The 21,769-nt window shown below is 67.1% G+C and carries 19 protein-coding genes and 1 tRNA gene; 15 read left to right on the top strand and 5 right to left on the bottom strand.

Going from position 1 to position 21,769, the window contains the following annotated elements; translation table 11 throughout:
• Positions 1-22: 22 nt before the first annotated feature.
• From ACPXCG_RS02345 to ACPXCG_RS02320, 6 genes are all read left to right on the top strand, one after another.
• Positions 23-1,441 carry a sensor histidine kinase gene (locus ACPXCG_RS02345; RefSeq protein WP_425790451.1) on the top strand — a complete coding sequence of 473 codons (1,419 nt, stop codon included), beginning with the start codon at positions 23-25 and terminating at the stop codon, positions 1,439-1,441.
• A gap of 165 nt (positions 1,442-1,606) precedes the next feature.
• On the top strand, positions 1,607-3,010 hold the full coding sequence (locus ACPXCG_RS02340) for a S1C family serine protease (RefSeq protein ID WP_425790449.1): 1,404 nt from the start codon (positions 1,607-1,609) through the stop codon (positions 3,008-3,010).
• A gap of 39 nt (positions 3,011-3,049) precedes the next feature.
• On the top strand, positions 3,050-3,643 hold the full coding sequence (locus ACPXCG_RS02335) for a MogA/MoaB family molybdenum cofactor biosynthesis protein (RefSeq protein ID WP_425788708.1): 594 nt from the start codon (positions 3,050-3,052) through the stop codon (positions 3,641-3,643).
• Positions 3,644-4,277: 634 nt separating this feature from the next.
• Positions 4,278-4,922: an MspA family porin gene (locus tag ACPXCG_RS02330; protein ID WP_425788707.1), complete on the top strand. Its 645-nt coding sequence runs from the start codon at positions 4,278-4,280 to the stop codon at positions 4,920-4,922.
• A 71-nt stretch (positions 4,923-4,993) separates the two neighbouring features.
• Positions 4,994-5,662: an MspA family porin gene (locus ACPXCG_RS02325; protein ID WP_425788705.1), complete on the top strand. Its 669-nt coding sequence runs from the start codon at positions 4,994-4,996 to the stop codon at positions 5,660-5,662.
• A 189-nt stretch (positions 5,663-5,851) separates the two neighbouring features.
• Positions 5,852-7,666: an ABC transporter ATP-binding protein gene (locus ACPXCG_RS02320; RefSeq protein ID WP_425788703.1), complete on the top strand. Its 1,815-nt coding sequence runs from the start codon at positions 5,852-5,854 to the stop codon at positions 7,664-7,666.
• A 914-nt stretch (positions 7,667-8,580) separates the two neighbouring features.
• On the opposite strand, the gene mscL is transcribed toward ACPXCG_RS02320, so the two are convergent.
• Together mscL and ACPXCG_RS02310 are read right to left on the bottom strand one after the other, a co-directional pair.
• Positions 8,581-9,288 (bottom strand): large conductance mechanosensitive channel protein MscL, encoded by a 708-nt coding sequence (mscL, locus tag ACPXCG_RS02315; protein ID WP_425788701.1) that lies wholly within the window; start codon positions 9,286-9,288, stop codon positions 8,581-8,583.
• A gap of 120 nt (positions 9,289-9,408) precedes the next feature.
• Positions 9,409-10,083 carry an SAF domain-containing protein gene (locus ACPXCG_RS02310; protein WP_425788699.1) on the bottom strand — a complete coding sequence of 225 codons (675 nt, stop codon included), beginning with the start codon at positions 10,081-10,083 and terminating at the stop codon, positions 9,409-9,411.
• 232 nt (positions 10,084-10,315) lie between these two features.
• Here ACPXCG_RS02310 and nhaA point away from each other — a divergent pair, with 232 nt between their 5' ends.
• Both nhaA and ACPXCG_RS02300 read left to right on the top strand, forming a co-directional pair.
• Entirely contained in the window at positions 10,316-11,644 is a 1,329-nt protein-coding gene (gene nhaA, locus ACPXCG_RS02305) for a Na+/H+ antiporter NhaA (protein WP_425788697.1), read from the top strand.
• Positions 11,645-11,900: 256 nt separating this feature from the next.
• A complete protein-coding gene (locus tag ACPXCG_RS02300; RefSeq protein WP_425788695.1) occupies positions 11,901-12,245 on the top strand; it encodes an FmdB family zinc ribbon protein in 345 nt (114 codons plus the stop codon).
• Positions 12,246-12,253: 8 nt separating this feature from the next.
• Here ACPXCG_RS02300 and ACPXCG_RS02295 read toward each other — a convergent pair whose 3' ends face one another.
• Positions 12,254-12,832: a 5-formyltetrahydrofolate cyclo-ligase gene (locus tag ACPXCG_RS02295; RefSeq protein ID WP_425788694.1), complete on the bottom strand. Its 579-nt coding sequence runs from the start codon at positions 12,830-12,832 to the stop codon at positions 12,254-12,256.
• Between the two features lie 104 nt (positions 12,833-12,936).
• On the opposite strand from ACPXCG_RS02295, the gene ACPXCG_RS02290 reads away from it, so the two are divergent.
• The 5 genes from ACPXCG_RS02290 to glpR all read left to right on the top strand — a co-directional run bounded on the left by ACPXCG_RS02290 (position 12,937) and on the right by glpR (position 18,177).
• Positions 12,937-13,893 (top strand): UTP--glucose-1-phosphate uridylyltransferase, encoded by a 957-nt coding sequence (locus tag ACPXCG_RS02290; RefSeq protein WP_425788692.1) that lies wholly within the window; start codon positions 12,937-12,939, stop codon positions 13,891-13,893.
• Between the two features lie 105 nt (positions 13,894-13,998).
• Positions 13,999-15,303 (top strand): gephyrin-like molybdotransferase Glp, encoded by a 1,305-nt coding sequence (gene glp, locus ACPXCG_RS02285; protein WP_425788690.1) that lies wholly within the window; start codon positions 13,999-14,001, stop codon positions 15,301-15,303.
• 30 nt (positions 15,304-15,333) lie between these two features.
• Positions 15,334-15,990 carry a GNAT family N-acetyltransferase gene (locus ACPXCG_RS02280; protein ID WP_425788688.1) on the top strand — a complete coding sequence of 219 codons (657 nt, stop codon included), beginning with the start codon at positions 15,334-15,336 and terminating at the stop codon, positions 15,988-15,990.
• 39 nt (positions 15,991-16,029) lie between these two features.
• Positions 16,030-16,686: an SIMPL domain-containing protein gene (locus ACPXCG_RS02275; protein WP_425788686.1), complete on the top strand. Its 657-nt coding sequence runs from the start codon at positions 16,030-16,032 to the stop codon at positions 16,684-16,686.
• 153 nt (positions 16,687-16,839) lie between these two features.
• On the top strand, positions 16,840-18,177 hold the full coding sequence (gene glpR / locus ACPXCG_RS02270) for a gephyrin-like molybdotransferase receptor GlpR (RefSeq protein ID WP_425788684.1): 1,338 nt from the start codon (positions 16,840-16,842) through the stop codon (positions 18,175-18,177).
• A gap of 87 nt (positions 18,178-18,264) precedes the next feature.
• Here glpR and ACPXCG_RS02265 read toward each other — a convergent pair whose 3' ends face one another.
• Entirely contained in the window at positions 18,265-19,008 is a 744-nt protein-coding gene (locus ACPXCG_RS02265; protein ID WP_425788682.1) for a hypothetical protein, read from the bottom strand.
• A gap of 134 nt (positions 19,009-19,142) precedes the next feature.
• Here ACPXCG_RS02265 and ACPXCG_RS02260 point away from each other — a divergent pair.
• A tRNA-Ala gene (locus ACPXCG_RS02260) sits at positions 19,143-19,215 on the top strand.
• Positions 19,216-19,340: 125 nt separating this feature from the next.
• Here ACPXCG_RS02260 and ACPXCG_RS02255 read toward each other — a convergent pair.
• On the bottom strand, positions 19,341-19,832 hold the full coding sequence (locus tag ACPXCG_RS02255; protein WP_425788681.1) for an FBP domain-containing protein: 492 nt from the start codon (positions 19,830-19,832) through the stop codon (positions 19,341-19,343).
• A 467-nt stretch (positions 19,833-20,299) separates the two neighbouring features.
• On the opposite strand from ACPXCG_RS02255, the gene ACPXCG_RS02250 reads away from it, so the two are divergent.
• Entirely contained in the window at positions 20,300-21,724 is a 1,425-nt protein-coding gene (locus ACPXCG_RS02250) for a DEAD/DEAH box helicase (protein ID WP_425788679.1), read from the top strand.
• The last annotated feature ends 45 nt before the right edge of the window (positions 21,725-21,769 follow it).

Here is a 21,769-nt window from a genome sequence, read left to right as displayed (position 1 = left end):
CAAACGCGACGATCTCGCCGAAATGCGGGCACCGATGCCGCTCACCCGTGCGGTGTCGCTGAAGACTCGTGTGACGCTGTTGTCGGCCACCGTGGTCCTGGTGTCGGTCAGTCTGATGGCCGCGGCCGCCTACTTCGTCGTCTATCGGGCGATGTACAACGAGGTGGATTCGCAGCTCGAGAGTCGCGCGGACGGTATGACCGCGCTGGCGAGGACCGGTCTGCTCAACGAACGGCCCGAGTCGCTGGTGACCGGAACAGTGTTCTCCACCAACATCTCTCTCGCATTGGTCCGTCCCGACGGCCGCAGTTACCTCATCGGCGAGGTGCCGTTCGAGGACGTCGAACGCAAGATCGCCCGGTCGACATACGCGCCTGGCCAGGACAATCAGAGCCTTCGCACCATCCACAACCAGCGCGTGCTCGCACGGAAACTCAGTGACGGCAACACACTTGTGTTGGCGCAGAGCCTGTTACACACCGACCGGGTGCTCAAGAGGCTGGCCTGGGTGTTACTCGTGGTCGGCGGGGGTGGTGTGGCGCTGGCGGCACTGGCCGGTACGACCGTTGCGCGAGCAGGACTGAGGCCGGTGGCGCGACTCACCCGGGCGGCCGAAAGAGTGGCCCGGACACAGGATCTCACTCCGATGCCGGTGAGTGGCAACGACGAATTGGCCCGGCTCACGGAGAGCTTCAACACGATGCTGCGGGCACTGGACGAGTCGCGCGACCGCCAGTCCCGGTTGGTCGCCGATGCGGGCCACGAGCTCCGGACCCCCTTGACGTCGTTGCGCACCAATCTGGAACTGCTGATCGCGTCCAGTGAACCCGGCGCCCCGGCGGTCCCGGCCCAGGACATGATCGAGCTGCGCTCGGACGTGATGGCGCAGATCGAGGAGCTCTCGACTCTGGTGGGGGATCTGGTGGACCTCGCACGAGAAGAGGCGCCCGAGGTGGTGCACGAGGAGGTCGATCTCACGGAGGTGATCACGCGAAGCCTCGATCGGGTACGGCGCCGGCGGCTCGACGTCGATTTCCAGACCAATCTCACGCCTTGGTACGTCTTCGGCGAGGAGCACGGGCTGAACCGGGCCGTGCTCAACGTCCTCGACAACGCCGCCAAGTGGAGTCCACGTGGTCGGCCGGTGCAGGTGCAGCTCAGGCAGGTCGATGCCGGGACCGCGGAGCTGATCGTCGCCGACGCCGGGCCCGGAATCCCGGACGAGGACCGGGACCTGGTGTTCGAGCGGTTCTACCGGTCCACCCAATCGCGGTCGATGCCCGGCTCGGGCTTGGGCCTGGCAATAGTGCGTCAGGTGGTCGCCAGGCACGGCGGCACTGTCCGGGCTGAACAATCGGAGCTCGGGGGAGCGCTGATCCGCATGGCGTTGCCGGGGAGCCCGACCCCCGAGGAACCTTCCCCACAGGTCGTTCGTCAATAGTGTGAACAGGCCTCGTTGGTGCGAACAGTCCTCGACTTCGCCCCTCGCGGTACGTACCTGATCCCCTAGGGTTGAGGATCGGATCGGTGCAGTGGGTCGGCGCCGGGCGCGACTGTCGGGAGATCGCCGGATTCGGGCGACATGGAGAGAACTGAGGGCGACGAGATGACGAGTGGCGGTTCGCAGGGCGATCCGTACGGCACCGGGAGCGGGGCCGGCCAGAATCCGTACGGCTCACCGGGGCAGCAGCCGACGCCGGGCTACGGGTCGAATCCGTACGCTCCCGGTCCGCCTGCACCGGATGCGAACACCTACGGCCACCACGCCGCGTCCACCCGGCCGTACTCCGACCCATACGGAGCGCCGGCGTCCGCGCCGTTCCCGACTCAGCCCCAGTACGCGGGGGGCCCGGGCGGGCCGATGCCTCCTGGAGGGCCGCCATACGGAGGCGATCCTGCGCCCCGAAAGAAATCCGGCGGCGGCAAGGCTGCGCTGATCGTCGGCGCGGTGGTGCTCGCGCTGGTGGCGGGCGGTGTCGGTGGTGCGATCGGTGCCAACGTCGCCGACGACTCGTCGACGGCACACAGCGGTCCGCTCGGCGGAGACCCGAACAGCGGTTCTCAGGGGCAGATGGAGGCCCCGGCGGGATCCGTGCAGGAGGTAGCCGCCAATGTGCTCCCGTCGGTCGTCTCGATCATCGTGCGGTCCGGAAACTCGGAGGGCAGCGGGTCCGGCGTGGTGCTGTCCGACGACGGCGTGATCATGACCAACAACCACGTCGTGACCGAAGGTGGTGCCACACGGGCCAGCGACTTGTTGGTGAACTTCTCCGACGGATCGCGTGCGCCCGCCCGGGTGCTCGGTGCCGACTCGGTGTCCGACATCGCGGTGATCAAGGTCGAGAAGACCGGTCTCAAGCCGATCAACGTGGGTACCTCGAACAATCTCGCCGTCGGCCAGGACGTCATCGCCATCGGTGCACCACTCGGGCTCGAGGGCACCGTCACCACCGGCATCATCAGTGCGCTGAACCGTCCGGTGTCGACGTCGAAGGAAACCGGCGGGACCACGTCGGTGATCGATGCGATCCAGACCGACGCCGCCATCAACCCCGGCAACTCCGGTGGTGCCCTGGTCAACGCGAAGGGTGCGCTGATCGGCGTCAACACCGCGATCGCGACGTTGGGGTCCTCCGCGGAACAGCAGGGCGGCAGCATCGGACTCGGCTTTGCGATCCCCATCGATCAGGCGATCCGCGTGGCCAACGAACTACGGGACACCGGCAAGGCCACCCAGGCCGGCCTCGGCGTGTCGGTGCGGGCGAACACGGAGCTGGACCAGCCGGGTGCCTATATCTCCGACGTGACCGCAGGTGGACCCGCGGCCAAGGCCGGCATACCGACCGGCGCGGTGGTCACCAAGGTGGATGATCGCAACATCGCCAGCGGCGACGCCCTGGTGGCGGCCATCCGGTCACACGCACCGGGCGACACTGTCACGATCACGTACGTCGTCAACGGACAGACCCGGACCGCGCAGGTCACCTTGGAGACCCTGCAGACCGGCTAGAACCACGCACGATCTCCGCAGGGAACAGAAAGGCAGAGCATGAGCGACACAGGATCCACCGCCATCGACCCCGACGACGTGGTGGCCGCCGACGCGGCCGCGCGCGAGTTCGTCGCGCGCCACAGCGACGATGACGTACGCATCTCTCCGAGCGGCGACGAGATCGGGCGGGCACTGGTCGTGGTGGTCGACGATCGGGCGGCACACGGGGAAGATCAGAGCCTTCTCGGCCCACTCGTGGGTGAACTCCTCGGCGAGGCGGGCTTCCACGTGGATGCGACCGTGGCCGTCTCGGGCGACGAGGTCGAGATCCGCAACGCGCTCAACACCGCCGTGATCGGTGGCGTGGATCTCGTGGTGTCGGTCGGTGGTGTCGGTGTGGGCGCGCGTGATGTGGCACCCGAGGCGACCGAACAGATCCTCGATCGGCGGCTGCGGGGCATCGAAGAGGCCGTCCGGAGCTCCGGACTGGCTGCCGGCGCCACCGACGGCGGACTCTCGCGGGGACTTGCCGGGATCTCCGGACAGACGCTCGTGGTGAACCTTGCGAACTCGCGGGCGGCCGTGCGTGACGGCATGGCCACGGTCGCCCCGCTGGCCCAGCACGTCATCGAGGCGATCAGCGAATTCTGACGATCGGCACCTCGTCGGACGACGCCGAGACCCTCATGGAACGTGAATCGGACAACTCCCCGGAATCGCCGGTGACCAGCGATTCCGGGGAGACTTCGCGTCCGCGGGACACCTGGCGCAAGAAGGCAAGAATCGATGATGTCTTCGGCACCGAGCTTCCTGAGGTAACATCCGACGAGTGTGATCAAGGTCACACGGGCGTATCTCGGGACTGGTATGAAGCCAATCGCCCGCCGCATTACGAATAGTCCAGCTACCTGCTGACATGGCTGACGCAGCGTGTTTTCCCTCCGTTAACATTCGCATATCCAGGAATAGTGAATGTGAGATTCAAGATCGTCAGACCGGGTTTTGCCACGCGCGAGATCCCATCTGTTGCTGGTCTCGATCGCGCTCCGATAACGTTCGCACCGACGAAACTCGATGCTCGCGACGAGCACCGACGGAGAGTCCTGCGATCTGTCGCGAATGACAACGCAGCAGTGACCAGGGGTGTGCGAAGGCGACTTCCAGCCGACCGGAACCGGATCTGGATTCGGTTGCGGGGCGGGGGTCCGCAGCCCACAAGGGTCGACTCACCCGGCACGTGGTTGTGCCGGGTGGGATAACAACCGAATCCTGTGAGAGGGAACGAATGAGCAAGTTCAGCAAGCTCGGGCTGCGCCGCGTTGTTGGTGCAGGCGCCGTCGCCGCGGTGGCGGTAGTTGGCCTGGCCGGCATGGGGGCGGGAAACGCTGCGGCAGTCGGCCTGCCGAATGGTTACAAGAACGCCGTGGGTGTCGATGGTGAGTCGATCCAGACGTGGCGCACCGGCGAATCGGCCCTGCCGGCCCCGTCGGTGGCGAACAATGGCGCAGGACGCGCCGCGGTCGTGTCGGGTACCTACCGGGCCAAGGCCAGCGCAGGCGTCAACGGGGACATCGCGGTCAAGGTCCTCGTCGGCTGCCAGGTCGACATCACCGGTCTCGAGGGCGGTCTGTCCGGAAGCATCACGCAGGCGCTCAGTCCCTCGCTCTCCGGATCGCTGACCCTGCCGCTGAACCCGGGCCAGGTTGCCGTCGCCGATGTCACGCACAAGAGCATCAAGGCGGGCGGCGTGGCGGCCATCCAGCTCGACAAGTTCGCGATCGATGTCCAGAACTGCGGCGGCTACGCATCCGCACGGACCATCGTCAAGACCGTTGGCGCCAAGGGCTTCAACACCGACGACGGCACCGTGAACGGTGAAGGCTCCTACGTCCAGTCCACCCTCTACGGCAAGCCCTTCAGTCTCAACTGACCGGGCGCAGACAACTCAGCAAACTCTGACTTATCTGCCCCGAGCAGATTGATATTCCACGAAGGGGAATCATGAAGAAGATCAACACTCGCGTGGCCGCTGGAGTCGGCCTCGCCGGTGCCGTGGTGGTGGGCCTCAGCAGCCTCGGTGCGGGTGGCGCCGCCGCCGGCGCGCTGCCCGGCGGCTACGTCAGCAAGACCCTCGTCGACGGCACCCCGGTGACCGTTCGGCTGTTCGACGAGTCCGTGAACGTCCAGAAGGCCGTCACCAACGTTGCGACCAGCCGTGAAGCTTGGGTGTCCGGCAAGGTGAAGGTGACCGTCGGCGGCAAGGCCGAAGGCGGCACGATCGCCGGTGGCTACCTCGTGGGTTGCCAGGTGAACTTCGGTGCCGGTGCCGAGGGGGGCGCGGGCGTCACGGTTGCGCCGGGCGAGAATGGCGGCGCCTCAGCGGCCCCGTCGGGCAATGCCGGCGGAGGCTTCACGCTCGGACCCGGCCAGGCGAGCTACGTGCCGATCATCGACACCACCTCGGGTGACAGCACGGCGTACAAGGACTACACCGTCAACGATTACAGCTTCAAGGGCAAGACGGGCGGCGTCGCCTACAGCCAGGAGCGGTTCAAGATGGACGGGTGCGCCGGCTACGCCTCGGCCAAGGCCAAGATCAAGGTGACCGTCGACACCGATTCGGTGAAGGGTGTCATCACCCTGTACGGCAAGCCCTTCAGCCTGGGCTGATCTGAGTTGCCGGGTCGTTCGTCGACCCACAACTGAACAACCGCGGCAGGGCGGGATCGGAGATTTCTTCCGATCCCGCCCTGTCGTCGTCGGAGTAGTGGTTGTCGGAGTGCCAGGAAAGCGATCACCGGGTGCGGCTAGAGTCGCGCACGGTGGCCGGGTGCCCCGCCGGCGGTGAGGAGGATCCTGGTGTCGACAACGGATGACGTCGTGGATGAGGGATATCCGGATTCGATCGACGCACATCCCGAGGCGCTCAACGTCCTGTCCGCGATGCGTCGTTTCGCCCCGGTGATGCACGGTCAGCGGTGGAAGCTCGCCGTCTCGGTGCTGCTCTTCTTCGTCGAGGTCGGCACGAGTGTGGTCACGGTCGCGGTGTTCGCCGACATCGTCGACAACGTGCTCGTCGCCGGTGACCTCTCGGCGCTCTGGTGGCCGCTCGGAATCTGGGCCGCGGTGTCGCTGCTCGGCGCTGCGGCGTCCTACGGCGGGACCGTGATCTCCGGCCTCGTCGCCGAACGAACCCTGTTGCGGTTGCGCGATCGTCTGTACGCGCACACCCAGCAACTGGCCCCACATACGCGCAGGCAGTTCGAGACCGGCGACCTGATCGCGCGGCACAGCGGCGACGTCGACGAGATCGAACACCTGGTGTCCTCGGGCGTGGTGGCCGGCACCCTGGCGATCGGCAGCGCCGTCATCTACGCCGTGGCGGCATTTGTGACGCGATGGGACCTGGCCCTGCTCGCGTTTGTGCTCGCCCCCTTGCTGTGGGTGGTCTCGCGCTGGTTCGGGAAGGTGGTCAAGACCGCCGCGCGCCGCGAGCGGAAGGCCAACGGCCGCATCAGCTCTCGAATCCAGGAGGGCATCACCCACGCGATATCGATCCAGGCTGACAACCAGGGCGAGCGCGACCGTCGGAAGGTTCTGCGGGAGAGTCGGATCTGGCGCAACGCCCGGGTGTCGGAACTCAAGGCCAATGCGGCCTTCTCGGAGACCGTCACCGTCGTGGAGATGCTCTGCATGATGGCGGTGCTCGCGGTGGGTGCGTGGCAGATCTCGCGCGGCGTCGCCAGTGTGGGAACCCTCATCGCCCTCACCGGCTACCTGGGCTACATGTATCCGCACATCCAGACCCTCGGTGGCCTCGTGGTGTCGGTGACCTCGGCCACGGCGAGCGCCGAACGCGTCGCCGAGGTACTCGACGCGCCGATCGGCATCACCGACACGGCCGAGCCGGAACTTCCCGAGGCCGACGCACTCGCCGGGAGCGACGCGGATGCCGCCGACGTCCATCCCGACGCAGATGTCGCCGCGGCGTCCGCCGGACCGGTGGCATCCGCGGTGTCCGTGCACGTGGACCGGGTCACCTTCGCCTATCCCGATTCGGACCGCCTGGTCCTCGACGATGTGGACCTGACAATCGAGTCGGGGGACTTCGTGGCACTCCTGGGTCCGAGCGGCTCGGGCAAGAGCACGCTGATGTATCTGATGCTGCGCTTCTATGACCCGCAGCGCGGCGCGATCCGCTTCAACGACACCGACATCCGCTCGATGAGCCTGCGACGGCTGCGTGCCCACATGGCCGTCCTGCCGCAACGCGTCGCGCTGTTCAACGCGTCGATCGCCGACAACATCCGATACGGGCGGCCGGACGCAACCGACGATCAGGTTCTGGCGGCGGCCGCCGCCGCCGATGCGGCCGGTTTCATCGGTGAGTTGCCGGACGGACTCGATACTCAGCTACGCGACGGTGGCGCCAACCTGTCGGGCGGCCAGCAACAGCGGATCGGACTGGCCCGTGCCTTCCTGCGTGACACCCCGTTGCTGATTCTCGACGAACCGACCACCGGCCTCGACGACGCCACCACACACCGCGTGATGGCACCGCTCGAGAGGCTGGCCCGATCGCGCACGACCGTGCTCATCACTCATGACGACAAGGTCGCCGCGGTGGCCGACTACACGCTCACGGTTCGCGACGGGACGATCCGGCGCCGCTGATCGCGGTCGTGAACACGACCGATGACAGACCGAAGGCCCCGTCGCAGACATGCGACGGGGCCTTCGGTCGGGTTCTGATCAGCTACCGAAGAAGAACGGCGGCATCGGACGGCGCGGCGGGCGCGGGGCCCGGCCCGGTCCGGGACGGGGTCCCGGGTGCGGTCCCCCGTGCGGATGCGGTGCGCGATGCGGCGGCATCGGATGGCGGGGTCCTCGATGACCTCGTGGCATGGTGTTCCTCCCTTGACACTGCGGTCCGCAATATGTCGGACCGTCGGTGTGGCGCCCGGGCTGCGTGTCGAGCCAGGGGCCACAAGGAGGAAGGTAACAGTTCGGCAACGGCAGCTCAACGATCCGGGTCCGATCGTCGACGATGCCGACTAAGGGTGAAAGTGATTCTGTAACAGTGCATTTCGGCGGGTGATTGTCGGCGGGGTGTCGGTATTGGGCGTTCTGTGACGTACCTGTGAATGCAACTGTGAGTCTGCTGTGAATCTGCCGCTGAGTCGCGCATCATGGACGACGACGGCACGGGCCCGGCGGGGGAGACAGGCCCGTGCCGTGCTGTCGTCAGGCCGGTGAACCGGCCGGCGGTCAGCTCCCGAAGAAGGGGAACGGGAACGCGGGCCGGCGCGGACGACGCGGCGACGGGCGCTGCGGCTGACGCGGCGCGGGACGGTGATTGTTGCGGCCCTGAGGGCCCCGGTTCTGCTGCGGCATTTCTTCTGCGACCTCCGTGTAGTTGATCTCTTGTCGTCCGGCCGACGTGCTCCGGACTCCAGTGACACTAGGGACGCAACCTTGCGGTTCCCTGGCTCGTGGGCTGGCAAACCGCTGGGAACCAAGGGGCACGGATTCACACCGCGGCAGATCGGGCCGCGCTCCGGTGGGGAGCGTGGCCCGAATCGTCGAGGTCAGCGGGAATGCCGTCCCGGGGCGTCCGGCGGCGGGTACTCGCCGGGGAACTGCGTCTGCCCGGGGTAGCCGCCCTGCTGGGGGTAGTTGCCCGGTGGGTAGGCGCCGGGCGGCGGGTAGTTGCCCGGCGCGGGCTGGGGAGTCGGGTACGGCGGATTTTCGCCCGGGGGAGGAGGTGTGGGCGCCGGTTGTGTCGGCGGAATCGGCTCGGCGGGGGGCGGAGTGGTCAGACGCTGCGTGGCGCCGGCGTCGTTGCCGGGGGGCGCTCCGTGATCCTGGATGTGATCCGGGAGTTCGGCCTCCGCGGCGTCCTGTGCCCTCGACGTGCCCTCAGGATCGAGGAGGTCGCGGATCTCGGCGAGGAGCGCTACTTCGGTGACCTCGGCCTTCTTTCCGTAGCCACCGAGTGCGGCGAGTTTGTTGTACGGCACGACGATCAGGAAATACACCACCGCGGCGATGATCACGAAGTTGATGATCGCGGTGATGAGGGCGCCCAGATTGACGAACGTCGACGGATTGTCGGTGATCTGGAAGCCCAGGCCTTTGGTCGGATTGCTACCGCCCGGGATCGAGTTGAGCAGTGGCTCGATGATGCTGTCGGTGAATGCCGTCACGATCGCCGTGAACGCACCACCGATGATGACCGCAGTGGCCAGCTCGACGACGTTGCCCTTGAGTATGAACTCCTTGAATCCCTTGAGCACGGTGTGCGGTCCTCTCGTTTTTCGGTGTTCCGCTCTTGTTCAGGTATTCACGCTATCCAGGATCGTAAACGACCGTTGCACTGTTTTGCTGTATGCGCGCGTGACGACGGAGACAATCGATCAGTGCACGACGACGGTGATCGGAGCGTCGAGCGCGGCGGCCGCCACCCGGTGCGCGGCCCGTTCGTCCATCGCGAGCAATACCGGTCGCCCGGTGGTTCCACCGCCCGACAGGACGCCATCGGGAGGTTCGTCCGAGGTGAGGGCCACCACCGCCGCTCGCGCGAGTACCGCTGCATCGGGCTCTTCTGCCGACGCGGTCAGTACGTCCACCACGTCTCCGGTCCGCAGGAGCGTCGCCACCGATTCGTCCGACAGCCGTACCGGTACGAGCCGGGCATCGTCGTTCCCGGTGAGCCGGCTGGGGAGACGGGGAGAGAGCAGCCGGGAGTCGGTGACCATCTCGCCCGCCCCGATCGGCCCCACCGCGGTGCGTCCGACACCGTCGGCGGTCAACCGCAAGGTGCCCTTCGGGATGAGTCCGCCGGGTACATCGCGCACCGTGAGATCGGTGGCGACGATCGATTGTCCGGGCACGAGGTCTCGCGCCGCGACCACCACCGCACGCATCTCCGCGCCGCGGTGACCGAACAGCGTCAGCGTGACCGCGGCGACGACCAGGAGCACCGACGCACCGCGACGGACCATCACCGATCGCGCCCAACCAGGACGCAGCGCATGCCGGACACGGTCGACGAGGCGCGGCGACAAGCGGTCGCGGGACATCGGTTGCATGGTGGGCGACGCTAGCGGCCTAACCGGCGCAGACGACGCCTCGAGACGCATCTGGGGACAACGTCGGGCATGCACGCGGATGTGCACAAACGCCCTCCGATTGGCCCCGAGTCGGACCATCGGGGAGAATGACGCGGAGGTGAGCCGGGAAGTCTGGTCGGCCTCCGCCGGATGTCGGCGGAGATGAAAACGTGGGTGATCGCTGTAGATTTCCCTGTGACCAGGAGGTTTGATGTCCACACCGGAGCGCGATTCGGGACCACCCGGCGTCGAGGAGTCCCGATCCGACAGTGTCGCCTCGGACGGCGGCGAACCGATCACCTCAGGTCGAGTGCGGTTTCGGCGTTGGGTCTCACTCGACACCACCAGCGGGGCACTGTTGCTCGTCGCCGCGGTGGTCGCGGTCGTCTGGGCGAACTCCCCGTGGCGGGACGCCTACGAATCGCTGACGACCTTCGAGTTCGGGCCCCAATCGCTGCACCTGCATCTGTCGGTGGCCGAGTGGGCCGCCGACGGACTGCTCGCCATTTTCTTCTTCATCGTCGGCGTGGAACTCAAGCAAGAGTTCGTGGCCGGCAGTCTGCGTGATTTCCGATTGGCCGGCGTCCCGATCGTCGCCGCGATCGGCGGAATGGTGACCCCGGCGCTGTTTTATGCGGTCGTGGTCGCCGTGTTCGATCCGGAAGCACTCCGCGGCTGGGCGATTCCGACGGCCACCGACATCGCGTTCGCGCTGGCGGTACTGGCGATCTTCGGTCGCGGACTGCCCGTGGCGTTGCGGACGTTCTTGTTGACCCTGGCCGTCGTCGACGATCTGCTCGGCATCACGGTGATCGCGACGTTCTACACGGAGACAATTGATTTCGCGCTGTTCGGCGCGGCGATCGCGGTGATCGCCGTCTTCGGTGTGCTGGTGCGGCTGCGTCGTCCCCGGTGGCGAACGCCGGCCAGTCTGGTCCTGATCGCACTGGCCGTGGTGGCCTGGGCGTTGATGCACGCCTCGGGCGTGCACGCGACCGTTGCCGGGGTCCTGCTGGGCTTCACCGTCCCCGCGCTGCTCGTCCACGGCGAATCGAGTTCTCGTACGCACCAATTCGATATTGCGGTGCGTCCGGTGTCGTCGGCGGTGGCGTTGCCCATCTTCGCGTTTCTGTCGGCCGGCGTCGCCGTGATCGGTGGTGACAGCGCGATCGTTCAGCCCGTGTCGATCGGCATCTTCCTCGGCCTCGTGGTCGGCAAGGTGATCGGCGTGATGGGAGCGACCGCGCTCATGACCCGGTTCACACCGCTCCGGCTGCCCGACTCGATCGGGGTCCGCGATCTGCTGCCGGTCGGGATGCTGACCGGTGTCGGCTTCACCGTGGCGTTGTTGATCGCCGAACTGTCCTTCCATCAGGGTTCCGACGACCATGCGTCGGCGGCGAAGGTGGCGATCTTGTTCGGCAGTGTGGTGGCGGCGGCGCTGGGCGCGGTCCTGCTGCGCATGGATGCACGCAGATTGCGTGACCCGGACATGAACTGCGACGGAGTGCCCGACCGCGATTTCGATGTGATCGAGTGATCTGAGACGAGGGCGCCCCCACCGGATGTAGGGGTGCCCCGGCTTTCTCGTCAGACGTCAGGAGCTCGGTCACACCTCGCGGTAGGCCTTCGAGGGCATACAGCAGCTTCGTCAAGTTCGAGCCGAAGGGGTGCTGCGCAACGGCTGGGTGTAGACGGTCGAGGTGCTCGGCGTGGTCCTGTGGCTTGGCACTCGGAATGTTGGAGTGCCAAGTTCGGTTAGTATGAGCGGCGATCACTACTTTCCGGAGGTTTCGGTGCCCACTTACTCGTATGCGTGCACGGAGTGCGACAACAAGTTCGACATCGTGCAGTCGTTCTCGGATGACTCCCTGTCCGAATGCCCGCAGTGCACGGGACGGCTGCGCAAGCTGTTCAACTCCGTCGGGATCGTGTTCAAGGGCAGCGGCTTCTACCGCACCGATTCCCGCTCGGGATCGAGTTCCAGCGAGACGTCGACCTCGTCGTCGGACAGCTCGTCGAGCAACTCGTCCTCGGATTCCTCGTCGAGCAGCAGCAGCTCCTCCTCGAGCAGCGGTTCTTCGTCGAGCAGTGGTTCGTCGTCGAGCGACAGCAAGGCCGCTACCCCCACGCCTGCCTGACGGCCGATTCAGCCGAGCTCGCGGAAGCCGCCCCCCGGCGTCAGCGCCCAGCCCACCCGCACGTCGTGCGGTGCCGATGGCAGCGACTCGACCACCTCGTCGTCGAAGACGACGGCCACCACGTCGGCGGCGAGACCCGTCAGGGTCCGGTCATAATAGCCCGCACCGCGGCCGAGTCGTGTCCCCGACTTGTCGACCGCGTATGCCGGGACAAAGATGACCGACGCCGCTCGGATGGCGTCGGTGCCGAGGCGATCGCCGGTCGGTTCCAGCAGGCCCCATCGGCCTCGTGTCAGCGAATCGACGCCGTCGAAGCGCACCCAGTCCAGCGCGGTCGGGTCTCCGCCGGGCACCGCGGGCACCAGAACCGTCACCCCGCGATCGGTCAGGGCATCGAGCAGGGCCGGGGATCCCGGCTCGGAACCGAAGGGGACATACGCGGCGACCGTCACGTCGTATTCGAGGCGGAAGGGCGCCGAATAGATCCATTCTGCGAGGTCGGCGGCGGCTCGTCGACGCACCGGAAACGAGCGGGAAGTCCGGCGCTCCTCGAACTCGGCTCGTAGTCGCCTCTTCGTCGTCCGCACCCGACCGCCTTCGCCTCATCGCGGCAGCTTCTCGAGTCCGCCGCACCAGGATTCTGAGAACTCGTCAACAGGATTCTGGCAGGGATCGCCACTAGGGTGTTCCCATGACCCCCAGTGACGTGAGCCAGACTACCGACGCGTTCACCGAGTACCAGTCTGTGCCGAACACGCCTCCGATCCCGCGAACCGCGGTCGTGCCGGCGGCCGGTCTCGGAACCCGGTTCCTGCCCGCGACGAAGACCGTGCCCAAGGAATTGCTGCCCGTCGTCGACACCCCCGGTATCGAGCTGGTTGCCGAGGAGGCCAAGGCCGCAGGCGCCGAGCGGCTGCTGATCGTCACCTCGCCCGGCAAGGACGGCGTGGTCGCACACTTCGTCGAGGACCTGGTGCTGGAGAGCACCCTCGCGAAGCGCGGCAAGGCCGCCATGCTCGCCAAGGTGCGCAAGGCGCCCTCGCTCCTGGAAGTGGCCTCGGTGGTCCAGGAGAAGCCCCTCGGGCTCGGGCACGCGGTGGGCTGTGTCGAGCCGTATCTCGACGACGAAGAAGACGCGGTGGCCGTCCTGCTGCCCGACGACCTGGTCCTGCCCGGTGGCGTCCTCGAGGTGATGGCACGGACCCGAGAGCGTCGCGGAGGGTCGGTGCTGTGCGCGATCGAGGTCCCGTCCGACCGGATCAGTGCCTACGGTGTCTTCGACGTCGAAGAACTCCCGGACGCCAACAATCCCAACGTGATGCGCCTGAAGGGAATGGTCGAGAAGCCGAAGCCGGAGGACGCGCCGTCGAACCTGGCGGCCGCCGGCCGCTACATCCTGGATCGCAAGATCTTCGACGCACTCCGCCGCATCAAACCGGGTGCGGGCGGGGAGCTGCAGCTGACCGACGCGATCGCCCTGTTGATCGAGGAGGGCGAACCCGTGAGCGTGGTCGTACATCGCGGCACACGCCACGACCTCGGCAATCCCGGCGGCTACCTCAAGGCTGCCGTCGATTTCGCGCTCGATCGCGAGGACTACGGCCCCGACTTGCGTGAGTGGCTGGAGAAGCGGCTCACCGAAGGCTGACAGTCTCGGCAGACGGCGGGCGTCAGCGCGCCTGCGCCCACCGGCGACCGGTGGCGGCTAACGTCTAGCCCAACTGTGTCAGCCGAGATGGGGGCGAGAGGTGAGATGCGTTCGGTCGAAGATCATCTGACCCGGGTGACCGCCGCCGCGGTCGCGCCGCGACCGGTCCGCGTGGCGATCTCCGAGGCCCAGGGCCTGATGTGCGCGGAGGAGGTCGTCACCGAGCGGCCGATGCCCGGGTTCGATCAGGCTGCCATCGACGGGTATGCCGTGCGGGCGGTGGACGTCGGTCTAGCGGGCGCGATAGCTCCCGACGACGTGGAGGATTTCGATTCCGGCGGAGCCGAACTCGTCGACCTCGCCCCCGGCGAGCCGATGATCGTGGCGCTGCCGGTGGTCGGTGACGTCGGTCCGGGTGCGCGCACCCCGACGCGTCTGCAACCTCGCCAGGCTGTCCGCGTGGAGACCGGGGCGCCCATGCCGACGCTGGCCGATGCGGTGATCCCGCTGCGCTGGACCGACGGCGGTGAGCAAAAAGTGAAGGTCGGCCACGGCGTCGAGAGCGGCGACTACGTCCGTCGCATCGGCGACGATGTGCAGCCGGGTGACGTCGCTGTGCGGGCCGGCTCGATCATCGGTCCGGCGCAGGTCGGATTGCTTGCGGCGGTTGGTCAGGCACGCGTCATGGTGCATCCGCGACCGCGGATGTCGGTGATCTCCGTCGGCAGTGAGCTCGTCGACATCGACCGCTCGCCGGGGCCCGGCCAGATCTTCGATGTCAACAGTTACGCGCTGGCGGCCGCGGGGCGAGACGCCGGCGCGGACGTCAACCGGGTCGGCATCGCCGAGCGGGAGACCTCGCGGATGCGGGAAGTGGTCGAGGCGCAGCTGATCAGGTCGGAGATCGTGGTGATCTGCGGTGCGGTGGGCGGCAAGTCGTCGCGAGCGGTCGCGGATGCGCTCAGCGACCTCGGTGATCTGGAGATCGTGCGCGTCGGCATGCACCCCGGTTCGGTACAGGGATTCGGCCGTCTCGGTCGCGACGAGGTGCCCACCTTCCTGCTGCCGTCCAACCCGGTGAGCGCGCTCGTCACCTTCGAGGTGATGGTGCGGCCACTGATCCGGATCGCACTCGGTAAGCGACAGCCGATGCGGCGCGTCATCAAGGCCCGCACCATCGGGCCGATCGCATCGGTGGCCGGGCGCAAGGGCTATCTCCGCGGGCAATTGATGCGTGACGAGCGATCCGGGGAGTACCTCGTGCAGGTCATCGGCGCATCGCCGACCGGGAGCTCGCATCTGCTCGCCGAGTTGGCCGAGGCCAATTGCCTGATCATCGTGGAACCCGACGTGGAGGAGCTGGGAACCGGCGACGAGGTCGAGGTGGCATTCCTTGCACAGCGGGGATGACAGCGCGCTCCGGGCATTAGACTCCGATCCGTGTTGAGGTGGTTGACCGGGGCGCAGATCAATCCCGGCTGGCCCGCCACCCTGGGGCCGTTGCGCACCCAAGCGGGAGCGGTGGGGTTGCGGCCGGTGCGACTGCGGGATGCAAAGGCGTGGAGCGAGCTGCGCATCCGAAATCAGAACACCTTGCTGCCGTGGGAACCCAGTGGCATCGGCTCCTGGGCCGAGCGGCATCATCCCGGAACGTGGCCGCCCCTGTATTCGGTGCTGCGCGCCGAAGCCAAGCGAGGCGCGGTGCTGCCGTTCGTCATCGAACTCGACGGCAGGTACATCGGTCAGCTCACGGTCGGGAACATCCAGCGCGGTGCGGTGCGCAGCGCGTGGATCGGCTACTGGGTCGACGCGCAGCATTTCGGTCAGGGCATTGCGACGGCGGCCGTCGCCCTGGGCGTCGACCACTGCTTCGGTCCGGTTGGTCTGCATCGCCTCGATGCGACGGTCCAGCCCGCGAATGTGGCGTCGCAGGCGGTGCTCACCAAGGTCGGGTTCCGACGTGAGGGCCTGCTCGAGCGATACATGGACGTGAACAACCGGTGGCGCGACCACATCCTGTTCGCCCTCACGGCCGAGGAGATCGCCGGGAGCGCGGCCGAGGCACTGGTGCGGACCGGTCGGGCGTCGTTCCACTAGGCGCTCGTTCGGCTGCGAGCGGGACGTATCGTCGGCGTCATGTCGCCGTTGGAGATCGTGGTCCGGGGTGTCGCGCGTCGAGAGTTCCGAGCCGAGCGGGCGATTCTCCGACTGGCCATCGCGCTCGAGGGGTCGTCGCGGGACGGCGTCTATCGAGAGGCCGTCGGTGTGCACGGACCGGTGGTGGACGATCTCACCGAACTGGCGACCGGGAACGCGGTCATCGACTGGTCCAGTGATTCGGTGAGGGTGTTCGGTCACCGGCCGGTTCATCCCGACGGGAGTCGCCAGGATCCGGTGTTCTCCACGCGCATCGAGGTCGAGGCCCGATTCGCCGACTTCGAGGCGCTCTCGCAGTTCATCGACCGTTGGGCGCCGACGGACGGGGTAGAGGTCGGTGGCGTGCGGTGGGATGTGGCCGAGGAGAACCGGCGACGATATGAGCGTGACCTGCGCAAAGAGGCGGTCGACGACGCCGTGGTCAAGGCTCAGGCCTACGCCGACGCGGTCGGACGCGGTGCCGTGGTGGCCACGCAACTCGCCGACCCCGACATGCTCTCGGACCCCCGGCCATCGCCGCGGTTGTCACGCCGCATGGCCGTCGGCGCTCCGGGTGCATCCGACCCGGCGCTCGCGTTGCGCGCGGAGGACATCGCCATTGCGGTGTCGGTGGACGCGAGGTTTGTCGCGGAATAGGGCCGAAAGGCACCCGAACACACCCGCCCTGAGAGCGCTCTGTGAATTCGTGGAATGTCGCCGACGCCCGGCGCGTCTGCGCTGGCCGAGGCATGAGCACCCCTACATTGTGAGGTGGCTTCGTGTAACCAGAGTGAAAGAAGGGAGAGTCGCATGCCGAACTCAGTCTTGTGGGTCTGCCTCGTGGCCGTATGGCTTTTCGTACTGGTACCGATGGTCATCAAAGGCCGGCCACAGATGCGGAAGACGACGGACGCCGTCAAGGAGACTCGTCTGCTGCACCGGGGAGGCACCCGCACCCGCACCACCCGCCGTCGGGCATCGGGGAGTCATCCCCACGACCCGTCGTGGAAGGCCGACCGCACGAAGCGTTCCACCACGAGTGCGCGCACGGCGGTCCTCGACCGCGACGAGACCGACGACACCGACACGGACGCAACGGTTTCCGAGACAGAAAATCCGACGCGGACGACCCGGGTGAGCAAGGCCACCGGGGCCGCGGTGAAGGCGCCGACCGTCGACGACGTCGATTCGGACGACGACGCCGAAACGCCTCGGGTCGATGCGGATGACGAGCGCGACTCCGACATCCCCGATGAGGTGACCGCGGAATCTGATCCTGACCTCGACGCTGCTGACGATGACGCTGCTGACGATGACGAGGTCACGGTGGACGGCGAGTTCGTCGATCCCGAGCGCGAGGACGTCGAGGACGAACTCGACGACGTCGAGGACGCCGAGATCGCCGAGATCGCCCTCGTCGACGACATCGATGAGGCCGACGACTCCGAAGACATCGAGGATGACGCCGATCTCGAGGACGAGTACGACGATTCGGACGACGACGTCGAGTACGCGGATGACGAGTACGAGGCCGACGACTACGAGGCCGACGACGAGTACTACGACGACGTCGATGAGTACGACGTCGATGAATATGACGACGACCTCGAGGATGACGACTACGAGGACGAGCCGGCCGTCGCGAAGGAGGAGGGCCCGACCAAGCCCTCGATGACCGAGAGGTCGGCGCCACGCCGGCGGATCGCCCATTCGCCCGACGCGCAACGGATCCAACTGCGTTACCGGGAACGTCAGCGTGTGATGCTCGGCATGATCATCCTGTTCATCGCCGCATTGGCGTCGGGCATCTTCCTCGGGCTCACCGGCTGGATCGCAGCGGGCGTCGTCGGGGTGGTGCTGTTCACCTACCTGGCCTACCTGCGGCGTACCGCGGCGACCGAGCAGAAGATCCGGGCCCAGCGCGCGGCTCGTGCCCGCCGCGCCGAGCGGGAGCAGGCCGAGCGTCGGCGCCAGCAGCAGGCCGTGCCCGAGTTCGCGTCGGCCCCGCCACCGCAGCGGCTGCGCCGTCCCGGTGGTGCCACCGTCCTCGAACTCGACGACGAGGACCCGGTGTTCGACCATCTGCCGCCGTTCCAGCGCCGTCGGATGATGCGTGAGGACGGCGAACTGCGCCGAGTCGCGGGCTGAGCCCGACCACAGCGCCCAGCCGACACCAGAGCCGCACGCCGTGACAGCTATGTCCGCGGCATGCGGCTCTGGTGTCATCTGTGTCGGTCAGGTCCGGGTGATCGCCTCGGGGTGGTCGGCAATCCACTTTCGGGCCTGCCGAGTCGCCTGTGCGAGGGCGAATCGTTCGCCGATGTAGCTCGCGGGAGCGCCGACGATCGGGATGTAGGTCAGGAGGCGAAGCGGTCCGGGCGACCCGGGGCGTCGTTCCATCTCGCCGGTGAGACTGCGCAGGACCTTCGCGGTCTCCCAGACCGTGCCGACCAGGGTGTGCCTTCGCTCGACGGGCTCGGTGGGCAGCTCCGACCGTTGGTCGTCCTCGGGCATCGCCGGGTCGACGGTGCGGCCGCACAGCACGGCCGCCAGCAGCTGAACCTGTCGCGAGCGCTCGGTGACGCCGTACTCGCGGGCGATCGCGACAAGGACCATCGCCTGGTTGGCGAAACCCAGCGTCGACGACAGCGGCAATCTCCTCGTCCACGCGCCGAAGACACCGGGGTAGGCGACCGCGATGTTGTTCACGGCACCGATCCGGCCGATCCACCAGTCGGCGCGGCTGTTCATCGAGCGGCTCGACCAGCCCTTGGTGCCCGGCCAATCGGTGACGTCGAGCGCGTCGGCGAGCAGATGCAAGGCCCGCTGCACCGTCGAATCCCGGTGTCGGTCGTCGTGGAAAGTGTGCCGCTTGAGGCCCAGGGGATCGCGATGCGCGAGGGTGTCGAGAACCGGGTTGATACCTGCGACTGTGCGGTCGAGGATGCCCGCGACCTGTGCGTCCGACATTTCGGCCATATACCGAGGCTAACCGAGTGCGCGGGCCGAGATCGTGCGTGAAGCGGGCGCCACGGCGAGCCCGGGTGGCGGTTTGTGAGATCGATGCGGAGGGCTGCTAAAGTGGCCAACGGCCGGTCAGTCGATGACCGCCCGGGGCTATGGCGCAGTTGGTAGCGCGACTCGTTCGCATCGAGTAGGTCAGGGGTTCGATTCCCCTTAGCTCCACAATTTGGCTCCACAATCGAAGTGGCTCCCCAATCGGAGAAAGCTTCACACCCGAAAGCGCGGTTCCGGATCATCGGAACCGCGCTTTCGTCGCTCATCAGCCGTGGTTCGTCAACCGTCGTTCATCAGCCCTGGTCGAGGATTCGCCGCGCGAAGCCGTCGGCGCGAGTCCGCAATGACTCGACCCGCCGGCTACGGACGGCCTCGGGGTCGTCGCCTGCGTAGATCTTCGACGGACGCACCCGGACATTGGCGCAGCACTCGAAGTTCGAGCACACCAGGGTTCCGACGGTGTTGCCCTTACGTCCGGCAGGGCCGGCGAGTTTCGCGCTGTAGAACGCAACCTCGTTGGGTAGTTGAACGTCTTCGCACAGCGAGCATTGTGGGCGGGTTCGAGGCTGCCTACCGCCCAGTCGCAGCATGATGCCGACCGGCTGGTCGTCGACCGGGACGATCATGTAGCCGATCAGCGGCAGTTTCGGGTCGCGCCAGCCGAGGTAATCGGTGTTCTCCCAGTCGATGTCGGCGAAGTCTGGCGGGAGCGTGAGGGAATTACGTTCTCGCAGAGAAGCATTGACGAAGGACTTGCGGATCTGCGATTCGGTGAGTGCGTGCATGTGTATCGGGCCCTTGGTGGATCGTCGTGACAGGGGTGCGCGTGACCGGACGCGGTACACCCGGCCGGGTGAGCTCCGCGTCTGTCGGGGCGGTGTCGTCAGTTGTCGGCGTGCACGACGCCGACGACCTCCCCACGCCCGACGGGCGACGACATGGATGGATACACGTATCGCATGGTGCCTCCGGCGCGTGGCGATCGTCAACTGGATAGTCCGCCTGGGTGACTGCCATGATCTGCGTCACCTGATTTGGCCGTGCTGTCAGAAGTCGCGTAACGTTGGTTTCAATTGATGCACCGATCAGGTGCCGTCAACGCGTCGTAGAACGCTTCTTCGACAGGCCGGTTAGTGCCTGCTCTTTGACTTCGTACGGCGAACGAACACGCACAGATGCGTCTTCGCCATCGACACCTTGCAGAGCTGTTCACCTGCTGCTGTGGCGTGTCCACTACAGAAAGACACGGACCTTGTCCATTACTTTTGCTTCTCTCGGCGTGCCCGCCGAACTCGTCGATGTTCTTGCCGCCGAAGGTAAGACCGAACCGTTCGCGATCCAGGCCGAGACCCTGAAGGACACCCTCGCGGGTGACGACGTGATCGGTTCCGGCAAGACCGGTTCCGGTAAGACCCTGGCGTTCGCGATCCCGATGGTCGCCGGACTGGCCGAGCTCGACGTCCCGCGCCGTCCCGGTTCACCGACCGGTCTGATCCTGGCTCCGACCCGTGAACTGGCCACCCAGATCGCCGCCGTGGTGACCCCGCTGGCCCGCGCAATGAACCTCACCGTCACCACCGTCTTCGGCGGTGTCAGCCAGAAGCGGCAGGAAGATGCCTTCCGCCGCGGCGTTGACATCGTCGTCGCCTGCCCCGGCCGTCTCGAGGACCTGATGCAGCAGCGCATCGTCCGTCTCGACCAGGTCGACATCACCGTTCTCGACGAGGCCGACCACATGGCCGACCTCGGCTTCCTGCCGGGCGTGACCCGCATCCTGGCGGCGACACCGGCCGACGGGCAGCGGATGCTGTTCACCGCGACGCTCGACAACGGCGTCGACAAGGTGGCCAAGCGCTTCCTCGACAAGCCGTCGATCCACTCGACCGAGGAGACCACTGCTCCCGTCGAGATGACCCACCACGTCTTCGAGGTGTCGCCCGGCGACAAGAACGGACTCGTCCAGGAACTGGCCTCCGGTCAGGGACGACGAATCCTGTTCATGCGCACCAAGCATCAGGCCAAGAAGCTGGCCAAGAAGCTCACCGACAGCGGCATCCCCGCCGTCGACCTGCACGGCAATCTCAGTCAGGCGCAGCGTGACCGGAACCTGAAGGCGTTCGGCGGCGAGGGCGTGCGCGTCCTGGTGGCCACCGACGTCGCCGCGCGTGGCGTCCACGTCGACGGGGTCGAACTCGTCGTCCACGTCGATCCGCCTGCCGAGCACAAGGCGTACCTGCACCGCTCCGGTCGCACCGCCCGTGCGGGCAGCAGTGGCGACGTGGTGACCGTCTGCCTGCCCGAGCAGCGTCGTGATCTCGCCGGCCTGCTGCGCAAGGCGAACATCAAGGTGACCCCGACCCGCGTGGATGCCAAGTCCGCCGAGGTCGACACCCTGGTGGGGCCGCGCGCCGAGTACGTCACGCCGGTGGCGCAGCCGGTGCAGCGTCAGGCGCCGAAGTCGAACGGCCAGCGTCGTGGTCGACCGGGCGGGCGTAACGGCCAGGCCGCGAACGACCGGTCCGGCTCCGCTCACTCGGGTCAGCGCCGTCGCGGAACGGGTCGCTCGGCAACCGCGCAGTCGCAGTCGCACACCGGGGAGTCATCGCACGGTCGTCGCCCGGCGAATCAGCAGCGTCGACGGGCCACCAGGGCAGGCGCTCCGGCAGGCGCTCGCTGACTTCAGCTGCCTGAATCACCTCAGCATCCGGAATCCACCTTCGCG

Source organism: Gordonia sp. DT218 (assembly GCF_049847105.1).
Taxonomy (GTDB): Bacteria; Actinomycetota; Actinomycetes; order Mycobacteriales; family Mycobacteriaceae; genus Gordonia.
The sequence above is the reverse complement of the archived record's forward strand: the minus strand, read 5'-3'. Positions and strand labels throughout refer to the sequence as shown.

Bases quoted from the DNA above. Each gene is read 5' to 3' on its own strand.
- ACPXCG_RS02345 (WP_425790451.1), top strand. From the start codon at position 23: ATGCGGGCACCGATGCCGCTCACCCGTGCGGTGTCGCTGAAGACTCGT.
- ACPXCG_RS02340 (WP_425790449.1), top strand. From the start codon at position 1,607: ATGACGAGTGGCGGTTCGCAGGGCGATCCGTACGGCACCGGGAGCGGG.
- ACPXCG_RS02335 (WP_425788708.1), top strand. From the start codon at position 3,050: ATGAGCGACACAGGATCCACCGCCATCGACCCCGACGACGTGGTGGCC.
- ACPXCG_RS02330 (WP_425788707.1), top strand. From the start codon at position 4,278: ATGAGCAAGTTCAGCAAGCTCGGGCTGCGCCGCGTTGTTGGTGCAGGC.
- ACPXCG_RS02325 (WP_425788705.1), top strand. From the start codon at position 4,994: ATGAAGAAGATCAACACTCGCGTGGCCGCTGGAGTCGGCCTCGCCGGT.
- ACPXCG_RS02310 (WP_425788699.1), bottom strand. From the start codon at position 10,083: ATGCAACCGATGTCCCGCGACCGCTTGTCGCCGCGCCTCGTCGACCGT.
- nhaA (WP_425788697.1), top strand. From the start codon at position 10,316: ATGTCCACACCGGAGCGCGATTCGGGACCACCCGGCGTCGAGGAGTCC.
- ACPXCG_RS02290 (WP_425788692.1), top strand. From the start codon at position 12,937: ATGACCCCCAGTGACGTGAGCCAGACTACCGACGCGTTCACCGAGTAC.
- glp (WP_425788690.1), top strand. From the start codon at position 13,999: ATGCGTTCGGTCGAAGATCATCTGACCCGGGTGACCGCCGCCGCGGTC.
- ACPXCG_RS02275 (WP_425788686.1), top strand. From the start codon at position 16,030: ATGTCGCCGTTGGAGATCGTGGTCCGGGGTGTCGCGCGTCGAGAGTTC.
- glpR (WP_425788684.1), top strand. From the start codon at position 16,840: ATGCCGAACTCAGTCTTGTGGGTCTGCCTCGTGGCCGTATGGCTTTTC.
- ACPXCG_RS02265 (WP_425788682.1), bottom strand. From the start codon at position 19,008: ATGGCCGAAATGTCGGACGCACAGGTCGCGGGCATCCTCGACCGCACA.
- ACPXCG_RS02255 (WP_425788681.1), bottom strand. From the start codon at position 19,832: ATGCACGCACTCACCGAATCGCAGATCCGCAAGTCCTTCGTCAATGCT.